The sequence below is a fragment of the Polaribacter sp. BM10 genome (assembly GCF_002005425.1).
GTDB lineage: Bacteria > Bacteroidota > Bacteroidia > Flavobacteriales > Flavobacteriaceae > Polaribacter > Polaribacter marinaquae.
Genome location: NZ_CP019704.1, coordinates 695,307 through 712,899, shown reverse-complemented (window position 1 = coordinate 712,899; position 17,593 = coordinate 695,307). Strand labels below are relative to the sequence as shown.

Genomic DNA, 17,593 nt, shown 5'->3' with positions numbered 1-17,593 from the left:
TGGTTTTACTAATATTTACTTGGTTTATCTTAAAATCTTTTTTACTGAGTTATCATAAGTATGTAAAGTTGCAACTGCTTGTTCTCCTTTTTTTAAGTTTTTAGACAATAATTTTAATCCTTTACTTACTTCTGCATAAATCTTTTCTGCTTCTTTTCTTTCTTGGTACTCGCTGTATTGTTGTTTACCAACAAATACACTAAATAATAAGACTACAGATGCTGCTACAGACAACCATTTAAAGTTTTTCTTTTTAGATTTTTTAGTTTCTAACTTAATGGTTTTTGTATACGTTTCATCTTTCGATACAGAAAAGTAGGTAAACATATAAGCATACTCTTGCAAATGTTGTGCTACATCACCTTCTTTAAAATAGTTTCTTAAGGTTGCCTCTTCTTGCAAAGTAGTTTCTGCGTTTTCGTACTTTTCTATTAATTTTTCTATGTTAGCTAACTCCATAGTTGTGTTTTTTAATTAATTGTTCTCTAATTGTTTTTCTTGCTCTAGATAATGCCACTCTTACTGCGGTTGGCTTCATATCTACCATTTTACATATTTCATCAAAATCATATTGTTCAATATCTCTTAACTGAATAATAATCTTTTGCTGTTCTGGCAACTTTTCTATCAATTGGTGCACTTGGTTTACACTGTCTTGATGTTCTAGTTTTTTATCTAAAGACGTTTCTTTCTCTTTATAATTACTGTGTACTAATGTTAAATTACTTGCTTGCTTAGATTTTAGTCTATCATAACAATAATTTTTTGTCATTGTCATTGCAAATGCTTCTACATTTTTATAACCAGCTATTTTATCTTTACTACGCCACAACTTAAAAATAAGCTCTTGTGTAGCATCTTCTGCTTCTTCTGTAGACACCAATAATCTTTTGGCTAATCTAAAGACCTTATCCTTAAAAGGTAAAACAACTTTTAAAAAGTCTGATTGGTTCATTTTTGTTTGGTTGATTAATGGTAAACCTGTTAATTAAACTTATTTTATTATCGGGTTTACATCATTACGACGAGTAACAATATATTTTGTTACACAAGAATTTAAAAATAATACTATTTCTATTTATATTGCGTTAGATTATTAAAACAATTCTTATTTTTTATAAATGAAAAACCTCTTAAAACTCTTTTATTTAGGCGCAATTACACTATTACTTATCAATTGTTCTAAAGAGTACCAAATACCCAATAATTTAGTTGTGCACGATTTTGTTTGGAAAGGTTTAAACGCATATTATTTACATCAAGATGAAATTGCTGATTTATCTGACAGACGTTTTAACTCAGACCAACAACTAAATGCTTATTTAACTGGTTTTGCAGATTACAATACACTTTTTTCTAGTTTATTATTAAATACAGATGAAAAGTCTATGATTATTGAAGATTATACAAATTTAGATTTAGATGTACCAAGGTCTGCTTTTGTAAACGGAATGGAATTTGGCATTATTGCGCAACCTAACACTACTACAAATACTGTTATTGGTTATGTAACACATATTTTACCTAATTCGAATGCAGCTTCAAAAAAATTACAAAGAGGTGAGTTTTTTAACGCTGTAAATAACATCTTATTAACAGAAGATAATTATTTCGATTTATTAATAAGTGGCGATACATCTTATACTTTAAGTATGGTAGATTTTGACGGAACAACTGTTACACCAAATGCAAAAACGGTTGTCTTAGATAAAGAAAATTACGATTACGATACCACTTTTTTAGAAAAAACCTTTAATATGGGTTCAGACAATATTGGTTATTTAATGTACAATAACAACTTATCTAAATCGTCAATTAACAATTTAAACAACACTTTCTTAAATTTTAAAAATCAAAATATTAACGAATTAATTTTAGATTTAAGATACAATATTACTGGTGGTAGTTTCGCTAAAAATATTACCAATTTGGCAACTATGATTACCGGGCAATTTACAGATGAAGTTTTTATAAAAGAAGAATGGAACTCGAAAGCACAACCTTGGTTTTTAGAAAATCAACCAGATTCTTTATTAACTAAATTTCCTGCAAAACTTAATTCTTCAACAGATTTTAATAGTTTAAACCTAACAGAAGTTTACATAATTTTAAATGGTGATTCTTTTAGCGCTTCTTCTGCAATAGAACTATTAATAAATAGCCTAAAACCTTATATAAACGTACATATTATAGGTACAACTACTAATGGAAACAATACAGGTTCTATAACTTTATATAATTCTCAAGATTACGATATCGAACTAAAAAACGATACACATACAGTAGCTTTACAACCAGTTGTGTTAAGTTTTTACAATAAAGACGACCAAACCTATAACGAGGGTTTTACACCAACAATTGCAACTTGTCCAAATGAAGATATTTTAAATCTAGGTTTTATAGGTGAAAGGTCAGAACCTATTTTAGATAAAGTATTAGAATATATTTCAACAGGAAATCTTGGTACAAATGTTACTTGTAATCCTAATAATTTTATATATTTATATAAATCTATAGATACACAGAGAGAATTAGATAATGGTGTATTTATTAAACAAGATTTACCTAACACATATTAATATGAAAAAATACTTTTTAGCAAGTTTACTATCCTTATTAGTTTTAACTGCATCGTGCAGTAAAGAAGAAGTCAATAATCAAATTCCTGAAGAGGTTGAAGAATTTATTATTACCACAGATGATGAAATAAATTATTTTATCTGGAAAGGATTAAACTTGTATTATTTATGGCAAGAAGATGTGCCAGATTTAGCTGATAACAGATTCAATAATTTTGAGGGTTTATATACACACTTTAGACAATACGACTCACCAGAAGCTACTTTTAATAGTTTATTAAGTCAACCCGGAGTTGTAGATCGTTTTTCTTGGATTGTTGATGATTATGTAGCTTTAGAAAATTCTTTTCAAGGAATTAATTTAAGTACTGGTTTAGATTTTGGTTTAGTAAGAGATGTAAACAGTAGTACAAAAATTTTTGGTTACGTAAGATATGTAATTCCAAACTCTAGCGCTGCAACAGCTGGGGTTACAAGAGGTACTTATTTTAGTACTGTTAACGGAATTCAATTAACAGATACCAATTTTAGAGATTTATTATTTAATGATGATGCTTCAATAACACTAGGTTTTTCAGATTATAATGAAGGGAGTCCTATAAGTAATAATAGTACTGCTGTTCTCGAAAAAACAGAAGTTCAAGAAAACCCAATTGCAGTTTCTAAAGTGATTACAGATGGAACTCAAAAAATTGGTTACTTAATGTACAATCAATTTGCAAGTTCGTACGACCAAGACTTAAATGCTGTATTTGCTAATTTTAAAGCAGAAGCTGTAAACGATTTAATTATAGATTTAAGGTATAATGGTGGTGGATCAACAAATTCTGCCGGATATTTGGGAAGTATGGTAACTGGTCAATTTACAGGAGAAGTATATTCTAAAGAAGTGTGGAATAACAAAGTTTTAAGCGCATTCTCTTCAGATAATTTTACCAATAATTTTCCAACAAAAATTACCAAAACAGATGCTAATGATAATATTGTTGTTGATGAAGCTATAAACAGTTTAAACTTATCTAGAGTTTATTTTATAGTTTCTGGTAGTTCGGCATCTGCATCAGAATTAGTTATAAATGCTTTAGATGCATACATCGATGTAAAAATTGTTGGTACAACAACTGTAGGTAAACAAGTAGGTTCTATTACTTTGTACGATTCTGATAATTTATTTAGAAGTGGAGACAATTTAAATACAGAACATACATATGCAATGCAGCCATTAGTTTTAGAAATTACAAATAAAGATGGTAAAAATTACCCGAACGGAATTGTACCTGGAACAAATTTTACAGGTATTAATTTAGGTGAAGATATTGGCAACTTAGGTGTTTTAGGTGAAAGATCAGATCCTTTATTAGATAGAACTCTAGAATATATTTCTACTGGCGCAAAATCATCAGCAAAAACAAAAGACTTTATTAAAACAGAAGAAATATTTAATTCTAAATTGGCTACACCGGCAAAGAATAATATGTATTCCGAATTAAAATAATAAATTAAAAAATCCAGCTTAATTGCTGGATTTTTTTTACTAGATATTTAAATTTTCTGCCTCTTCTGCAGAATCTTCCATTTCTTGATCTGTAAGAATATCTGGTCTAAATTCGCTCATCTTTTCTTCTTCTTTAGATTTAGCATAATTAAATCCAGATTTCCACCATTTTTTCATTAGTTTTTTATCAAAAACCAAAGAGTTCGTGGTTAAAACTGTTGGTGTATAATATAAGTTTAGTTTGATATCTTTATTTGACGCCGCTAATTTACCAATAGTAATATTATGCCTTTCTACATGTACCAACATAAAATCCATTACATCAAATAATAAAGAAAACGGATTCTTTGCAGGCAACCTATTAATTTGAGTAACTTCTGTTTCTAAAATAATTGCATCAATTTCTGTAGCTCCTCTTAAAATAGCTTCTCTAATTGGTATTAAAGAACCAAAACCACCATCGGCATATTGACAATGATTTTTTTCTAATAAACTCATAAACGGAACATAGTTGCAAGAACCCCAAATCCAATCACAAAAATCTTCGTAACTACAATCGTTAATCGATTTATACTCAATTTGATTTGCCGTTAAATTAGAAACAGTAACAACAACTTCTTTATTTGCCGCTCTAATTTTAACATACATTTCTTTGGTAACATTTTTCTTAATTAGAGATCTTAAATTTTTACTTTCTCCAAAAGTTTTTCTACCGTTTAAAAAATTCCAAAATGTATTTAAGTGGTTGATGCTTATCACTTTTTCACCAGCAACTTTTCTAATTTTAAAAGGATTGTTACTAAAAATAGTTTCTTGATTAACATTGGTATACAACTCTTTAAGTTCATCTAACATATCCATAGCCAAATGAGATACCATTAAACTTCCTGTAGAGGTTCCTAAAAACAAATCGTATTTTTTGTTTTCATGTTTCATTAAGTACTGCGCAACACCTCCTGCAAATGCTCCTTTACTTCCTCCGCCAGAAATTACCAATGCTTTTTTCATTATCAATTATGATTTGATTACTTTAGTCGTATAAAAATATCAAAAATGAGAAGAATATTCGGTATTATTTTAATTTTCCTTTTTTTAATCTCTTGTAAACAAGAATATCTACCAAGAAATATTAGTGCAATTTCTGTTGAAACATATAACATTGATACTACTAGTATAAGAGCAATTCAAGTAATAGATTCGACAACAGTTGTTTATGCTGGTTCAAACGGAACTATAGGAACCACTGTAGACAACGGTAAAACTTGGTCTATTTTAAATATAAAATATAAAGATTCTATAATTCCTAATTTTAGAAGTTTAGCATTTAATGGTTCAGATTACTTTGCATTATCCATTGCAAATCCTGCATTGCTTTATAAAATTTCTGATATGGAGGCTACTTTACAATATACAGAAGAAGGTGCCAAAGTTTTTTATGATGCAATTGCATTTTTTGATGATAATAAGCATGGTATTGCCGTTGGTGATCCTACAGAGAATTGTGCTTCTATTTTAATTACTGATGATGGCGGAGAAAACTGGCATAAAATTCCGTGTGAAAATTTACCTGAAATAGCCGAAGGTGAAGCTTTTTTTGCTGCAAGTAACACCAATATTAAAACAATTGGTAGTACCGTTTATATTGCCTCTGGTGGTAAAAAATCTAGAATTTTAAAGTCTAATAACTTCGGAAAAACATGGCAACTATTTGAAACCCCAATAATACAAGGTAACGGACCACAGGGAATGTATTCTATCGATTTTTATGATAAAAATAACGGAATTGCAATAGGTGGCGATTACTCTAAACCATTAGAAAATAAGGCTAACAAAGCAATTACTGCAGATGGTGGTAAAACTTGGACTTTAATTGCAGATGCAGAAAATCCTAATTACAAAAGTTGCGTACAGTATGTACCTAATACCAACGGAAAAGAAGTTTTTGCAGTAGGTAAAACTGGTATTTCTTACTCTAAAGATGGTGGATTGACATGGAACAAAGTTTCTAATGATAGTTATTATACCATTCAATTTATAAATAAAAATACTGCTTGGTTAGGTGGTGCAAATAAAATAGGAAAACTTGAATTGTAAATTTCTTTTTAAATACGCACTTATTTTAGGAGCTTTATTCCTACTTTACAATTGCAATAAGTCATCAGACCTAAAACAAAACCTTAGTTGTAATGAGATTTATTTTAAGAATTTAAAAGAAATTTCAGATGCTAAAAACAACTTTAAAATAAGTTTGCCTAATAATTGGAAAACAAGCAATTTTATAGACGATTATCAATCTTCTATTTATACAGCAGATACCACAAAGCAACTTACCAAAAGTTTGCTTTTAGACGTAAACTTCATCAACAACGCTATAGAAATAGATGATATTTTTAAGCTAAAAATAGAACACGAAAACTTAACTAATAAACTAATTCAAAAAGAACAAAAAGAAATAACTTTTTTAAATAGAAAAAGTTATTATGTTGTTTCTATTGGTAAAAAACAGAATTTTAAATACAAATCTTTACAAGTATTTGTACCTTTAAATAAAACTAGTTCTTTAGCTATAAAAGCAGAAGTATATGGCGATTCTTTAGTGCAAAAAAGAATTTGTAAAGTTTTAACTTTAATAGATAAAATTAAAATTGAACAGTAAATGATTGATAAAAAACACATTATAGATAGATTTATTAAGTATGTAACTGTAGATACAGAATCAGATCCAAATAACCCAAATTTTCCTAGTACAGAAAAACAATGGGATTTAGCAAAGATTTTAGTTGATGAATTGAGAGAAATTGGAATGCAAGATGTAGATTTAGATGAAAATTGTTACATCATGGCAACTTTGCCTAGTAATATAGAACATCGAGTACCTACAATTGGCTTTGTTGCGCATATTGATACAAGTCCGGATTTTACTGGTAAAAACGTAAAACCACAAATAGTAGAAAATTACCAAGGCAATGATATTCTTTTAAATGAAGAAAAAAACATCATATTATCTCCAGATTATTTCGAAGATTTACTAAAATATAAAGGGCAAACTTTAATTACTACAGACGGTACAACTTTGTTGGGTGCAGATGACAAAGCTGGTGTAACAGAAATTGTAACCGCTATGGAATATCTAATTAAACATCCAGAAATTAAGCATGGTAAAATTAGAATTTGTTTTACACCCGATGAAGAGGTAGGTAAAGGTGCACATAAATTTGATGTAAATAAATTTGATGCAGAATGGGCTTACACTATGGATGGAAGTCAAATAGGAGAATTAGAATATGAAAACTTTAATGCTGCTAGTGCAAAAGTAACTGTTACAGGTAAAATGGTTCATCCTGGTTATGCAAAAGGTAAAATGATAAACTCTCTTAAAATTGCAAATGATTTTATGGCAGCTATTCCGCAAGAAGAAGTGCCAGAAAAAACAACTGGTTACGAAGGTTTTTTTCATTTGCACGACATGCATGGTAATGTAGAAAAAACAGTTTTAGAATACATTATTAGAGACCATGACTTAGATTTATTTGAAAAAAGAAAATATTTGATGCAAAAAATAGCATTCGATTTTAATGAAAAATTGGGTCAAGAGTTAATTGAAGTTTCTATAGAAAATCAATATTTTAATATGCGAGAAAAAATTGTACCCGTTATGCATATTGTAGATTTGGTTGAAGAAGTAATGAAAGACTTAGAAATTACACCTGTAATTAAACCAATAAGAGGTGGTACAGATGGTTCTCAATTATCGTATAAAGGTTTGCCATGTCCTAATATTTTTGCTGGCGGACATAATTTTCACGGAAGATATGAATATGTTCCTGTAGAATCTATGGTAAAAGCTACAGAAGTAATTATTGGTATTGCAGAAAAAGTTGTAGAAAAAAATTCATAAAAAAAAAGTCTTCAGCGAACTGAAGACTTACATCATAGCATATGCTATAAAGTAAATTTTTAATAATAGAGCCCCTAATCTCTATTAAAAACGATTTACTCTTACAAACTTAGTGAATTTTATTTATTAAAACTACATTCTTTAAAATAATTCAGGGTTTTTCCCCTTAATATTCTTAAAAAAACTCTTAAAATTATCAAAATCCTTCTCTAAACTGTCTGTTGGGTAATAAGGTTCGGATATTTTAACTGTCTTATTTTCAAAATCTAACGTTGCCATAACAATTGGCACATTAGCTCCTTTTGCAATATAATAGAATCCTGTTTTCCATTTTTCTACCTTTTTCCGAGTTCCTTCTGGCGAAATGCCTAACCTAAATTCTTCTTTAGAATTAAAAAGTTTAATAACAGCATCTACCATATTATTACTTTTAGATCTATCTACAGGCGTACCTCCTAGAATTCTAAAAAAATAACCAAACGGCCATTTAAATAGAGAACTTTTTCCTATAAAATGAACCATTATACCTTCGCTCATTCTTGTTAAAATTGCAATAGGAAAATCTACCCAACTAGTATGTGGTGCGGCAATTACAATATATTTCTTTGGCTCTTTCGGAAAACCATTTTCAATCTTCCAACCCAAAATAGTATGTAAAATAAACTTAGATATTGCTTTCAAATGGTAGTGATAAGTTAATTGTTTACAAAAACCTAAAGTAAAGGTTTTTTGTTCTTTTTATAAATGATAAATTTAAGGACTTAATTCGACATGATGACAGAAATAATCATATACTTAATAATTGCTGTAGTTTTTTTGATATTTGGCTTTTTAATTGGTAAATTAATTTCAAAAATTAATTTTGAGAAAGAAAAATCGATTTTAGAGAAAGAAAATGCCACTTTAGAAGAGAGAGCTATAAGGTTATCTCAATCTAAAGAAACTTTAGAAAACAACTTCATAGAAAATCAGCAAGAATTAAAAAATAATCAACAAGAGAAAGAAAAACTTCTTACGATAACATCAAAACAAGAATTTGAAATTGAAAATCTTCAGCTCAAATTAAAGGAAAATAAAAGCGAAGTAGAAAATTTACAACAAAAGTTCACGAAAGAATTTGAAAATTTAGCGAATAAAATTCTAGATGAAAAATCGAACAAATTTACTGTTCAGAACAAAGAAAATATTCAAAATATATTAAATCCTTTACAAGAAAAAATAAAAGGATTTGAAGATAAGGTTGAAAAAACTCATAAAGAAAGTATCGATTACCATGCCGCTCTACGTCAGCAAATACTTGGTTTAAAAGAGTTAAACCTACAAATGAGTAAAGAAACCATTAATTTAACAAAAGCTTTAAAAGGCGATAATAAAGTTCAAGGAAATTGGGGTGAGCTCGTTTTAGAACGAGTTTTAGAAAAATCTGGCTTAGAAAAAGACCGAGAATACTTTGTGCAGCAAAGTTTTACAAATGACGATGGCAAAAGGGTTTTGCCCGATGTAGTTATTCATCTGCCTAACAATAAAAAAATGATTATCGACTCTAAGGTTTCTTTAGTGGCTTATGAACAATATGTAAATGAAGAAGACGAAAGTTTAAGACAAACTTTCTTAAAAGAGCATGTAAATTCTTTAAAAAGACACATTACACAATTAAGTGATAAGAAATACGAAGACATATATAAGATAGCATCTCCAGATTTTGTATTGCTTTTTATTCCAATAGAACCTGCTTTTGCAATTGCTTTAAATGAAGACACTCATCTATATAATAAAGCTTTCGATAAAAATATTGTTATTGTTACACCTTCTACCCTATTAGCTACATTACGCACCATAGATACTATGTGGAACAATGAAAAACAACAAAGAAATGCACTTGAAATAGCAAGACAAGCGGGTGCTTTATATGATAAATTTGAAGGTCTTTTAAATGATTTAATTGGAATTGGTAAAAAAATTGATGACAGTAAAAAAGAATATTCTAATGCCATGAATAAATTAGTTGATGGTAGAGGAAACCTTATTAAAAGCGTTCAGAAATTAAAAGAAATGGGAGCCAAAGCTAAAAAATCTATTCCAGAAAACTTATTAGAACGTTCTAAAGAAAACTGATTTTATTTCTTTTGAGTCATTATTTAATCCTTTTTAGTTAATACAACCGTACAATTAAAATTAATTTTGATGTATTATAACTTAAAGAAAAATATTATGTCAAATAAAGAAAGACCAAGTGCCGAAAATGTAACAAAAGGAAACTCTGGAGATGTTCATGAAAGAGGTTTACATCCTTTAAAAGGAACTGTAAAAAAAGGCTATAAAGATACTGATAGCGATAAAGATAGATTAAAAGGAGAAGATAAAGATAAATTAAAAGATCAAGTACATAGTGTTACTAAAGATAATGACAAAGTTGCTGATAAAATTCAAAACTCAGAAAAAAGCAAGTAATATTTCATATGAGTTATTCTTTCGATTGATACCACTAACATTCTATATATAAAGGTTTTAAATTTGTAGTATTATTAACCAGTACTAGAAATAGTACATAAAACTAAATAATATGAATACGGATACAAACGAAGGTAAGTGGAAACAAATAAAAGGTGAATTTAAAGAAGAGTTTAGTAATATTACCAACGATAAATCTACCGAAACTGATGGTAAATTTGATAAACTTGTTGGACAAATTCAAGAAAAATACGGTGAAACTCGAGAAAAAATAGAAAAAGAAGTTAAAAGCTGGTAAAAACAACTTTTAAGTCTCTAATATAAAAAAAGCATCAAGAAATTATTCTTGATGCTTTTTTTATAATTTTTATAGACAATTACATTACAAATAGTCTTCTTGCGCTCATCATATCAGAAACACGTTCACCTATTTCATGTAAAGCCTCTTCGTTATCTGCATTATTAATCGCTTCATCAATAAAGTCTACAACAGCTTTCATATCTTCTACTTTTAAACCTCTTGTTGTAATCGCTGGCGTACCAACTCTAATACCAGAAGTTACAAATGGAGACTTATCATCAAAAGGAACCATATTTTTATTAACCGTAATATCTGCTTTACCTAAAGCAATTTCTGCATCTTTACCAGAAATATTTTTATTACGTAAATCTATTAGCATACAATGGTTATCTGTACCACCAGAAATAATTTTATAACCTTTGGCTACAAATTCTTTTGCCATTGCAGCTGCATTTTCTTTTACTTGAATTTGATATTCTAAAAACTCATCTGTTAAAGCTTCGCCAAAAGCTACTGCTTTTGCAGCAATAACATGTTCTAACGGCCCGCCTTGGTTACCAGGAAAAACTGCCGAATTTAATAATGTCGACATTTTTTTAGGTTTACCACTTTTAAGTGTTTCTCCGAAAGGATTTTCAAAATCTTTACCAATCATAATCATACCACCTCTTGGGCCACGTAATGTTTTATGAGTAGTTGTAGTAACAATATGACAATGAGGCAAAGGATCATTTAAAATTCCTTTTGCAATTAAACCTGCAGGATGAGAAATATCTGCTAATAAAAGTGCACCAACACTATCTGCAATTTCTCTAAAACGTTTAAAATCGATATCTCTAGAATATGCAGAAGCACCTGCTATAATAAGTTTTGGTTGTTCTTTATTTGCAATATCTTGAATTTTATCATAATTTAAAACTCCTGTTTCTTCATCTACACCGTAAAATGTTGGGTTGTATAATTTACCAGAAAAATTTACAGAAGAACCATGAGTTAAATGTCCACCGTGCGATAAATCGAAACCTAGAATAGTATCACCAGGTTTTAAACAAGCTGCAAAAACGGCTGTGTTAGCCTGTGAACCAGAATGTGGCTGTACGTTTACATACTCTGCACCAAATAATTCTTTAGCTCTATCTATTGCTATTTGCTCTACAATATCAACTATTTCACAACCTCCATAATACCTTTTACCAGGATATCCTTCAGCGTATTTATTCGTTAAAATAGAACCTTGAGCTTGCATAACTTGGTCGCTTACAAAGTTTTCTGAAGCGATTAATTCCAAACCATTTAATTGTCTTTCTTTTTCTTCCTGAATAAGGTCAAAAATTTGATTGTCTAATTGCATTGTAATTGTTTTGAATAAGTATCAAATGTAACAAAAAACAAAATCCTATTAAATAACTTTTTCGTATATTTTTAAAGAACTTATTAAGATTTATATAATTCAAAAAAAAGCATTGTTAAAAATAAGTTATTCGTTAAATTTCATTTTAAAGATGAGAAAAAATTGCATAAATTTGAACAAAATAAAGATTTTTATAAGATGATCATAACAGCAAATAATCCGAATAGAAAATCATGGTTAAAGGTAGAAGAAGATTCTGATTTTCCGATACAAAATATACCGTTTGGGGTTTTTATTACAAGAGATGATATTATTACAATAGGAAGTAGAATTGGCGATTTTGCTATTGATCTAGGCGCTTTACACCAATTAGGATATTTTGAAGGAATACCATTAACAGATGATATTTTCTTACAAGATAATTTAAATGATTTTATTGCAGATGGTAGAAAAACTTGGCGTTTGGTTAGAAACAGAATTGCAGAAATTTTTGATGTAACAAATGGCAGTTTAAGAGACAACGCAAACCATAAAGACAAAATTATCTTTAGAATGGATGAAGTTGAAATGCTCTTACCCGTATCTGTAGGAGATTACACAGATTTTTATGCAAGTAAAGAGCACGCTACAAACGTTGGTTCTTTGTTTAGAGATCCAGAAAATGCGTTATTACCAAACTGGTTGCATATACCAATTGGTTACCATGGTAGAAGTTCTTCTATAATACCTTCTGGCACACCAATTAGAAGACCATTAGGACAAACAAAACCTGCTGAAGGAAGTAAAACTCCTGGTTTTGGACCATCTAAATTATTAGATTTTGAATTAGAAATGGCATTTATTACTACGGATGCAAATGTTCTTGGAGACAGAATTCCTATCGAAGAAGCAGAAGAATATATTTTTGGTTTGGTTCAATTTAATGATTGGTCTGCAAGAGATATTCAAGCTTGGGAATATGTACCATTAGGCCCTTTCTTAGGAAAGAATTTTGCTTCTACAATTTCACCTTGGATTGTTACTTTAGATGCATTAGAGCCTTTTAGAACAGAAAATCCGAAGCAAGTGCATGAGCCTTTACCTTATTTAAAGCAAGAAGGAAAAGGTAGTTACGATATTAATTTACAAGTTGGAATTCAGCCAGAAAATGGTGAAGAAACAATTGTTGCAAACTCTAATTTTAAATACATGTACTGGACGATGGCACAGCAATTAGCACATCATACCGTTAATGGTTGTCCTGTAGAAGCTGGTGACATGATGGGTTCTGGTACAATTTCTGGACCAACCAAAGATAGTTTTGGTTCTATGTTAGAGTTAACTTGGCGTGGACAAAACCCAATTACTTTAAAAGACGGAACTACACGTAAGTTTATAAACGATAACGATACTGTTATTATGCGTGCACATTGTAAAAATGATACCATAAGAATTGGTTTTGGAGAATGTATTGGTAAAGTTTTACCCGCCAAATAAATAGCATTTATATTTTAGAAACAAAACCTCATTTTTAAGTTAAAAAATGAGGTTTGTTTTTTTAATATCAAAATACAAACACTTAGTTAGAAGATTTTACTATCTTATAAACTTAACAATCAACTACAAATCTTGAAAGAGAAATTAAAACATTTAGAGTTATTCTTAAAAAGTTCTGATTTTAATAGAGGCATTAGAATTGGGGTTGCAATTGCAATACCATTTGCCCTACTCTACTTTTTAGGTTATTTCGAATACGCACCTGCAATTGCAGTTGGTACTTTTTTAAATTCACCAAGTGATATACCTGGAAGTATCAAAAGAAAAGTAAATGCTATTTTAATAAGTATTCTATTATCAATGGTTATTACGGCAGCAATATTATTTGCTAAACCTTTTTTAGTAGTTTTAATTTTAGTAATAACAATTATTTCGTTTATAGTTTCTTTATTATCTGTATATGGTTTTAGAGCTTCGTTGGTTTCTTTTTCTGGTTTATTAGCAATGATTATTGCTTTTGCCATTCAGAAACAAACTACTCAAGAAATATTAGTTCATCTTAGTTTAATGACTCTTGGCGGATTATGGTATTTAGTGGTTTCTTATATTTTTCAAAAACTAGTTCCTAAAAAAGATCAAAATCAATTATTATCTGATTCTTTGTTACTAATTGGCGATTATTTAAAATTAAGAGCAAAACTTTTAACTAAAAAAACAAAAAGAGACGAGTTACTTAAAAAAACTTTTGTTCTTCAGAATCAAATTAATGAAAAACACGAAACTTTAAGAGAAGCATTACTTACCGCAAGAAAACGCTCTGGTAGATCTAGATACGAAGAAAAACAATTACTAATTTTTGTTTCCTCTATTAAGATTTTCGAATTAATTGAAGCTAAGCATTTAGATTATAAAATGATTGATTCTATTTTTGGGGAACGAAAATCATTTTTAAAAGCATCAAAAAAACTAAACAAAATTATGGGAAACCATCTTATTGTTTTATCAGAATTATTAATTCAGAACGAAAAAATACCCAATAAAGATGTTTTATTAAAAGCCCTTTCAAAAACAAAAGAATCTATTAATCAATATGTAGAAACTGTTCAACTGCCAGAAGCAAGAGAAGGTGCTTTGGTGTTGCAAAACTTATACGATTATCAAGAGCAATTATTAGAAGAAATAAGAGTAATTAGACGTGTAATGGCCAATGTACATGATGCATCTAAAATTTCTTTAAAAAGAGAAAGTTCAAATCAGTTTTTAACATTACAAGAATATCGTTTTAATGTATTATTACAGAATTTAAGCTTAAAATCTACCATATTTAGACATTCTGTAAGATTAACATTTGCCCTGGTTTTTGGTTATCTCTTCGGGTATTTTCTAGAAATACAAAATACCTATTGGATTTTATTAACCATAATCGTAATCATGCGACCAAGTTACGGTTTAACACGTTTAAGAACCAAAGATCGAATTATAGGAACTTTAATTGGTGCTGCAATTGCTTTAAGTATTGTTTCTATAACTCAAAATATTGTAGTTTATAGCATTTTAGCTTTTTCTTCATTAATTTTTGCTGTTTCATTGTTGCAACAAAATTATAAATCTGCAGCAGCTTTAGTAACAATAAGTATTGTATTTGTATATTCTTTAATGAATCCTGATGCATATGAAGTAATTCAGTACAGAGTTTTAGATACTATTATCGGAGCTATAATTGCCATTGTAACTAATTATTTAATACTTCCTACTTGGGAAATCGATAATCAGAAACAAATTTTAGTAAATGCGCTTAAAATGAATAAAAATTATCTTTTAGCAACACAAGAACTATATAAAAAACCAAATATCAATAAATTACATTATAATTTAGCTAGAAAAGAAGTGTTTTTAGCAATAAGTAATTTAAATGCTTCTTTTCAAAGATTAACTCAAGATCCTAAATCAAAACAAAAAGAATTTGAATTGGTGTATGAAATTGTAACCATAAACCAAACTATGGTTTCTGCAATTGCTTCTATTGGTAACTTTATAATCAATCATAAAACGACTCCTGCTTCTAAAGAATTTGATATTTTAATTGATAAAATTAGCAACTCTTTACAACTAGCTTGTATCAATTTACAAGCAAAAACTAGCAATGCTAAAGTAGCAGAAGAAATTGTAGAAAAAGCAGAAAACAAACTTTTAAATTCGTATCAAAAATTATCTAATTTAAGAGATGAAAGCATTAAAAAAGGCAATACCGAAATAGATCAAAAAACATTGCATGCACTGCAAGAAGCCTATTTAATTTCTAATCATATGGTTTGGTTAAAATCACTATCAGAAAGTTTAAAAAAAGCTACAAACAAGTACAAAAAAACTATTTTAGAAAACCAATTAACTCACTAAAAAACAGTAAAATAAATTATTAAAAATTCGTTAAATCAATTCTTTTTTTATCTAATTTTGTTTTAAGAAAATGGTCTATTTTAAAAAACCATTGTATTAAAAATGATAGAAAACATAGAGAATATAGAGCTTCATTATTTAACATTAAATGATTACAAACAGTTAAAAGAAGCAATGATTGAAGCATATGCAAGTATGCCAGATTCTTATTGGAAAGAATACCAAATTAAGGCTTTAATTGATAAATTTCCAGAAGGACAAGTAGTGATAAAAATTAACGGAGAATTAGCCGGTTGCGCTCTTTCGATAATTTTAGATTACGATAGTTTTGATGACCAACATACGTATAAAGAAATAACAGGCGCATTTACATTTAATACGCATAATACAAACGGTGATGTTTTATACGGCATTGATGTTTTTATTAAATCTGAATATAGAGGTTTACGTTTAGGTAGAAGGTTGTATGATTATAGAAAAGAATTAACAGAAAAACTAAACTTAAGAGGCATCGCTTTTGGCGGTAGAATTCCTAATTATCACAAGTTTTCTAATAAATTATCACCAAAAGAATACATAGAAAAAGTAAAAAGAAAAGAAATTCATGATCCTGTTTTAAATTTTCAAATTTCTAATGATTTTCATCCTTCAAAAATTTTAAAGGGATATTTAGAAGGTGATGAAAATTCTGGTGAGTTTGCTGTATTACTAGAATGGGATAACATTTATTATCAAAAAAAATCTAAAAGAGCAACAAGTAATAAAAAAGTGGTTCGATTAGGGTTAATACAATGGCAAATGCGCTTGTACAAAGATTTAGAAGAATTAATGCAACAAGCAGAATATTTTGTAGATGCCGTTTCTGCATACCGATCGGATTTTGCACTTTTTCCAGAGTTTTTTAATGCACCGTTAATGGCTGCTAATAATCATTTACCAGAATCGCAAGCCATAAGAGAGTTGGCTAAATATACGCCAGAAATTGTTCAAAAATTCTCTGAATTAGCTATAACATACAATATCAATATCATTACCGGTAGTATGCCAGAAATTAAAGATGGCTTATTGTATAATGTTGGTTATCTATGTAAAAGAGATGGTACAACAGACCGTTACGAAAAACTACATGTTACACCAGATGAGGCAAAGGTTTGGGGAATGCAAGGTGGTAATGAATTAAAAACTTTTGATACCGATTGTGGTAAAATAGGTATTTTAATTTGTTACGATTCTGAGTTTCCAGAATTAAGTAGATTACTTGCAGATGAAGGTATGGATATTTTATTTATTCCTTTTTTAACCGACACCCAAAATGGCTATTCTAGAGTTAGACATTGTGCACAGGCAAGAGCTATAGAAAATGAATGTTATGTAGCCATTGCTGGTAGTGTTGGTAATTTACCAAAAGTAAATAATATGGATATACAATATGCCCAATCTATGGTTTTTACGCCTTGTGATTTTTCTTTTCCGGCTAACGGAATTAAAGCAGAAGCAACTACGAACACAGAAATGATTTTAATTGCTGATGTTGATTTAGATTTATTAAAAGATTTGAACAAGTTTGGTTCTGTTAGAAACTTAAAAGACAGAAGAAAAGATATTTTTGAATTGAAAAAGAAGAAATAATTAGATTATAAATAAA

16 protein-coding genes are annotated in these 17,593 nt (G+C 29.1%); 11 read left to right on the top strand and 5 right to left on the bottom strand.

The annotated features are described in order from the left end of the window. Positions 1-24: 24 nt before the first annotated feature. Positions 25-459 carry a hypothetical protein gene (locus tag BXQ17_RS03025; protein ID WP_077809220.1) on the bottom strand — a complete coding sequence of 145 codons (435 nt, stop codon included), beginning with the start codon at positions 457-459 and terminating at the stop codon, positions 25-27. After that, positions 446-955 (bottom strand): RNA polymerase sigma factor, encoded by a 510-nt coding sequence (locus BXQ17_RS03020; RefSeq protein ID WP_077809219.1) that lies wholly within the window; start codon positions 953-955, stop codon positions 446-448. The genes BXQ17_RS03025 and BXQ17_RS03020 overlap by 14 nt, the downstream gene beginning before the upstream one ends. A 166-nt stretch (positions 956-1,121) precedes the next feature. Here BXQ17_RS03020 and BXQ17_RS03015 point away from each other — a divergent pair, with 166 nt between their 5' ends. Then, positions 1,122-2,579 (top strand): S41 family peptidase, encoded by a 1,458-nt coding sequence (locus BXQ17_RS03015; RefSeq protein ID WP_077809218.1) that lies wholly within the window; start codon positions 1,122-1,124, stop codon positions 2,577-2,579. Position 2,580: 1 nt separating this feature from the next. Further along, the gene (locus tag BXQ17_RS03010; protein WP_254712402.1) at positions 2,581-4,074 is read left to right on the top strand and encodes a S41 family peptidase; all 1,494 of its coding nucleotides are present in this window, start codon (positions 2,581-2,583) and stop codon (positions 4,072-4,074) included. Positions 4,075-4,113: 39 nt separating this feature from the next. Here the strand turns inward: BXQ17_RS03010 and BXQ17_RS03005 are convergent, their stop codons facing one another. Beyond that, positions 4,114-5,082 carry a patatin family protein gene (locus BXQ17_RS03005; protein WP_077809216.1) on the bottom strand — a complete coding sequence of 323 codons (969 nt, stop codon included), beginning with the start codon at positions 5,080-5,082 and terminating at the stop codon, positions 4,114-4,116. Positions 5,083-5,127: 45 nt separating this feature from the next. Here BXQ17_RS03005 and BXQ17_RS03000 point away from each other — a divergent pair, with 45 nt between their 5' ends. Genes BXQ17_RS03000 through pepT form a run of 3 tightly spaced genes read left to right on the top strand, consistent with a single transcriptional unit; the run spans position 5,128 to position 7,972 of the window. Next, positions 5,128-6,168 carry an oxidoreductase gene (locus tag BXQ17_RS03000; protein ID WP_077809215.1) on the top strand — a complete coding sequence of 347 codons (1,041 nt, stop codon included), beginning with the start codon at positions 5,128-5,130 and terminating at the stop codon, positions 6,166-6,168. After that, positions 6,158-6,730 (top strand): hypothetical protein, encoded by a 573-nt coding sequence (locus tag BXQ17_RS02995; protein ID WP_077809214.1) that lies wholly within the window; start codon positions 6,158-6,160, stop codon positions 6,728-6,730. Before BXQ17_RS03000 ends, BXQ17_RS02995 begins: the two co-directional genes overlap by 11 nt. Then, the gene (gene pepT / locus BXQ17_RS02990) at positions 6,731-7,972 is read left to right on the top strand and encodes a peptidase T (RefSeq protein ID WP_077809213.1); all 1,242 of its coding nucleotides are present in this window, start codon (positions 6,731-6,733) and stop codon (positions 7,970-7,972) included. It begins immediately after the preceding gene. A 141-nt stretch (positions 7,973-8,113) separates the two neighbouring features. Here the strand turns inward: pepT and BXQ17_RS02985 are convergent, their stop codons facing one another. Then, positions 8,114-8,653 (bottom strand): 1-acyl-sn-glycerol-3-phosphate acyltransferase, encoded by a 540-nt coding sequence (locus BXQ17_RS02985; RefSeq protein WP_077809212.1) that lies wholly within the window; start codon positions 8,651-8,653, stop codon positions 8,114-8,116. Positions 8,654-8,746: 93 nt separating this feature from the next. Here BXQ17_RS02985 and rmuC point away from each other — a divergent pair, with 93 nt between their 5' ends. From rmuC to BXQ17_RS02970, 3 genes are all read left to right on the top strand, one after another. Beyond that, positions 8,747-10,087 carry a DNA recombination protein RmuC gene (gene rmuC, locus BXQ17_RS02980; protein ID WP_077809211.1) on the top strand — a complete coding sequence of 447 codons (1,341 nt, stop codon included), beginning with the start codon at positions 8,747-8,749 and terminating at the stop codon, positions 10,085-10,087. A 96-nt stretch (positions 10,088-10,183) separates the two neighbouring features. Then, entirely contained in the window at positions 10,184-10,423 is a 240-nt protein-coding gene (locus BXQ17_RS02975) for a hypothetical protein (RefSeq protein WP_149025853.1), read from the top strand. Positions 10,424-10,535: 112 nt separating this feature from the next. Next, a complete protein-coding gene (locus tag BXQ17_RS02970) occupies positions 10,536-10,721 on the top strand; it encodes a CsbD family protein (protein ID WP_077809209.1) in 186 nt (61 codons plus the stop codon). Between the two features lie 79 nt (positions 10,722-10,800). On the opposite strand, the gene glyA is transcribed toward BXQ17_RS02970, so the two are convergent. After that, positions 10,801-12,075 carry a serine hydroxymethyltransferase gene (gene glyA / locus BXQ17_RS02965; RefSeq protein WP_077809208.1) on the bottom strand — a complete coding sequence of 425 codons (1,275 nt, stop codon included), beginning with the start codon at positions 12,073-12,075 and terminating at the stop codon, positions 10,801-10,803. A gap of 198 nt (positions 12,076-12,273) precedes the next feature. Between glyA and fahA the strand changes: the two genes are divergently transcribed. From fahA to BXQ17_RS02950, 3 genes are all read left to right on the top strand, one after another. Then, on the top strand, positions 12,274-13,551 hold the full coding sequence (gene fahA, locus BXQ17_RS02960; protein ID WP_077809207.1) for a fumarylacetoacetase: 1,278 nt from the start codon (positions 12,274-12,276) through the stop codon (positions 13,549-13,551). Positions 13,552-13,683: 132 nt separating this feature from the next. Beyond that, the gene (locus tag BXQ17_RS02955) at positions 13,684-15,948 is read left to right on the top strand and encodes an FUSC family membrane protein (protein ID WP_077809206.1); all 2,265 of its coding nucleotides are present in this window, start codon (positions 13,684-13,686) and stop codon (positions 15,946-15,948) included. A gap of 102 nt (positions 15,949-16,050) precedes the next feature. Next, positions 16,051-17,577 (top strand): bifunctional GNAT family N-acetyltransferase/carbon-nitrogen hydrolase family protein, encoded by a 1,527-nt coding sequence (locus BXQ17_RS02950; protein WP_077809205.1) that lies wholly within the window; start codon positions 16,051-16,053, stop codon positions 17,575-17,577. Positions 17,578-17,593 lie beyond the last annotated feature (16 nt).

Bases quoted from the DNA above. Each gene is read 5' to 3' on its own strand.
- glyA (WP_077809208.1), bottom strand. From the start codon at position 12,075: ATGCAATTAGACAATCAAATTTTTGACCTTATTCAGGAAGAAAAAGAA.
- rmuC (WP_077809211.1), top strand. From the start codon at position 8,747: ATGACAGAAATAATCATATACTTAATAATTGCTGTAGTTTTTTTGATA.
- BXQ17_RS03000 (WP_077809215.1), top strand. From the start codon at position 5,128: ATGAGAAGAATATTCGGTATTATTTTAATTTTCCTTTTTTTAATCTCT.
- BXQ17_RS03020 (WP_077809219.1), bottom strand. From the start codon at position 955: ATGAACCAATCAGACTTTTTAAAAGTTGTTTTACCTTTTAAGGATAAG.
- BXQ17_RS03010 (WP_254712402.1), top strand. From the start codon at position 2,581: ATGAAAAAATACTTTTTAGCAAGTTTACTATCCTTATTAGTTTTAACT.
- BXQ17_RS03025 (WP_077809220.1), bottom strand. From the start codon at position 459: ATGGAGTTAGCTAACATAGAAAAATTAATAGAAAAGTACGAAAACGCA.
- pepT (WP_077809213.1), top strand. From the start codon at position 6,731: ATGATTGATAAAAAACACATTATAGATAGATTTATTAAGTATGTAACT.
- BXQ17_RS02950 (WP_077809205.1), top strand. From the start codon at position 16,051: ATGATAGAAAACATAGAGAATATAGAGCTTCATTATTTAACATTAAAT.
- BXQ17_RS03015 (WP_077809218.1), top strand. From the start codon at position 1,122: ATGAAAAACCTCTTAAAACTCTTTTATTTAGGCGCAATTACACTATTA.
- BXQ17_RS03005 (WP_077809216.1), bottom strand. From the start codon at position 5,082: ATGAAAAAAGCATTGGTAATTTCTGGCGGAGGAAGTAAAGGAGCATTT.
- BXQ17_RS02970 (WP_077809209.1), top strand. From the start codon at position 10,536: ATGAATACGGATACAAACGAAGGTAAGTGGAAACAAATAAAAGGTGAA.
- BXQ17_RS02975 (WP_149025853.1), top strand. From the start codon at position 10,184: ATGTCAAATAAAGAAAGACCAAGTGCCGAAAATGTAACAAAAGGAAAC.
- fahA (WP_077809207.1), top strand. From the start codon at position 12,274: ATGATCATAACAGCAAATAATCCGAATAGAAAATCATGGTTAAAGGTA.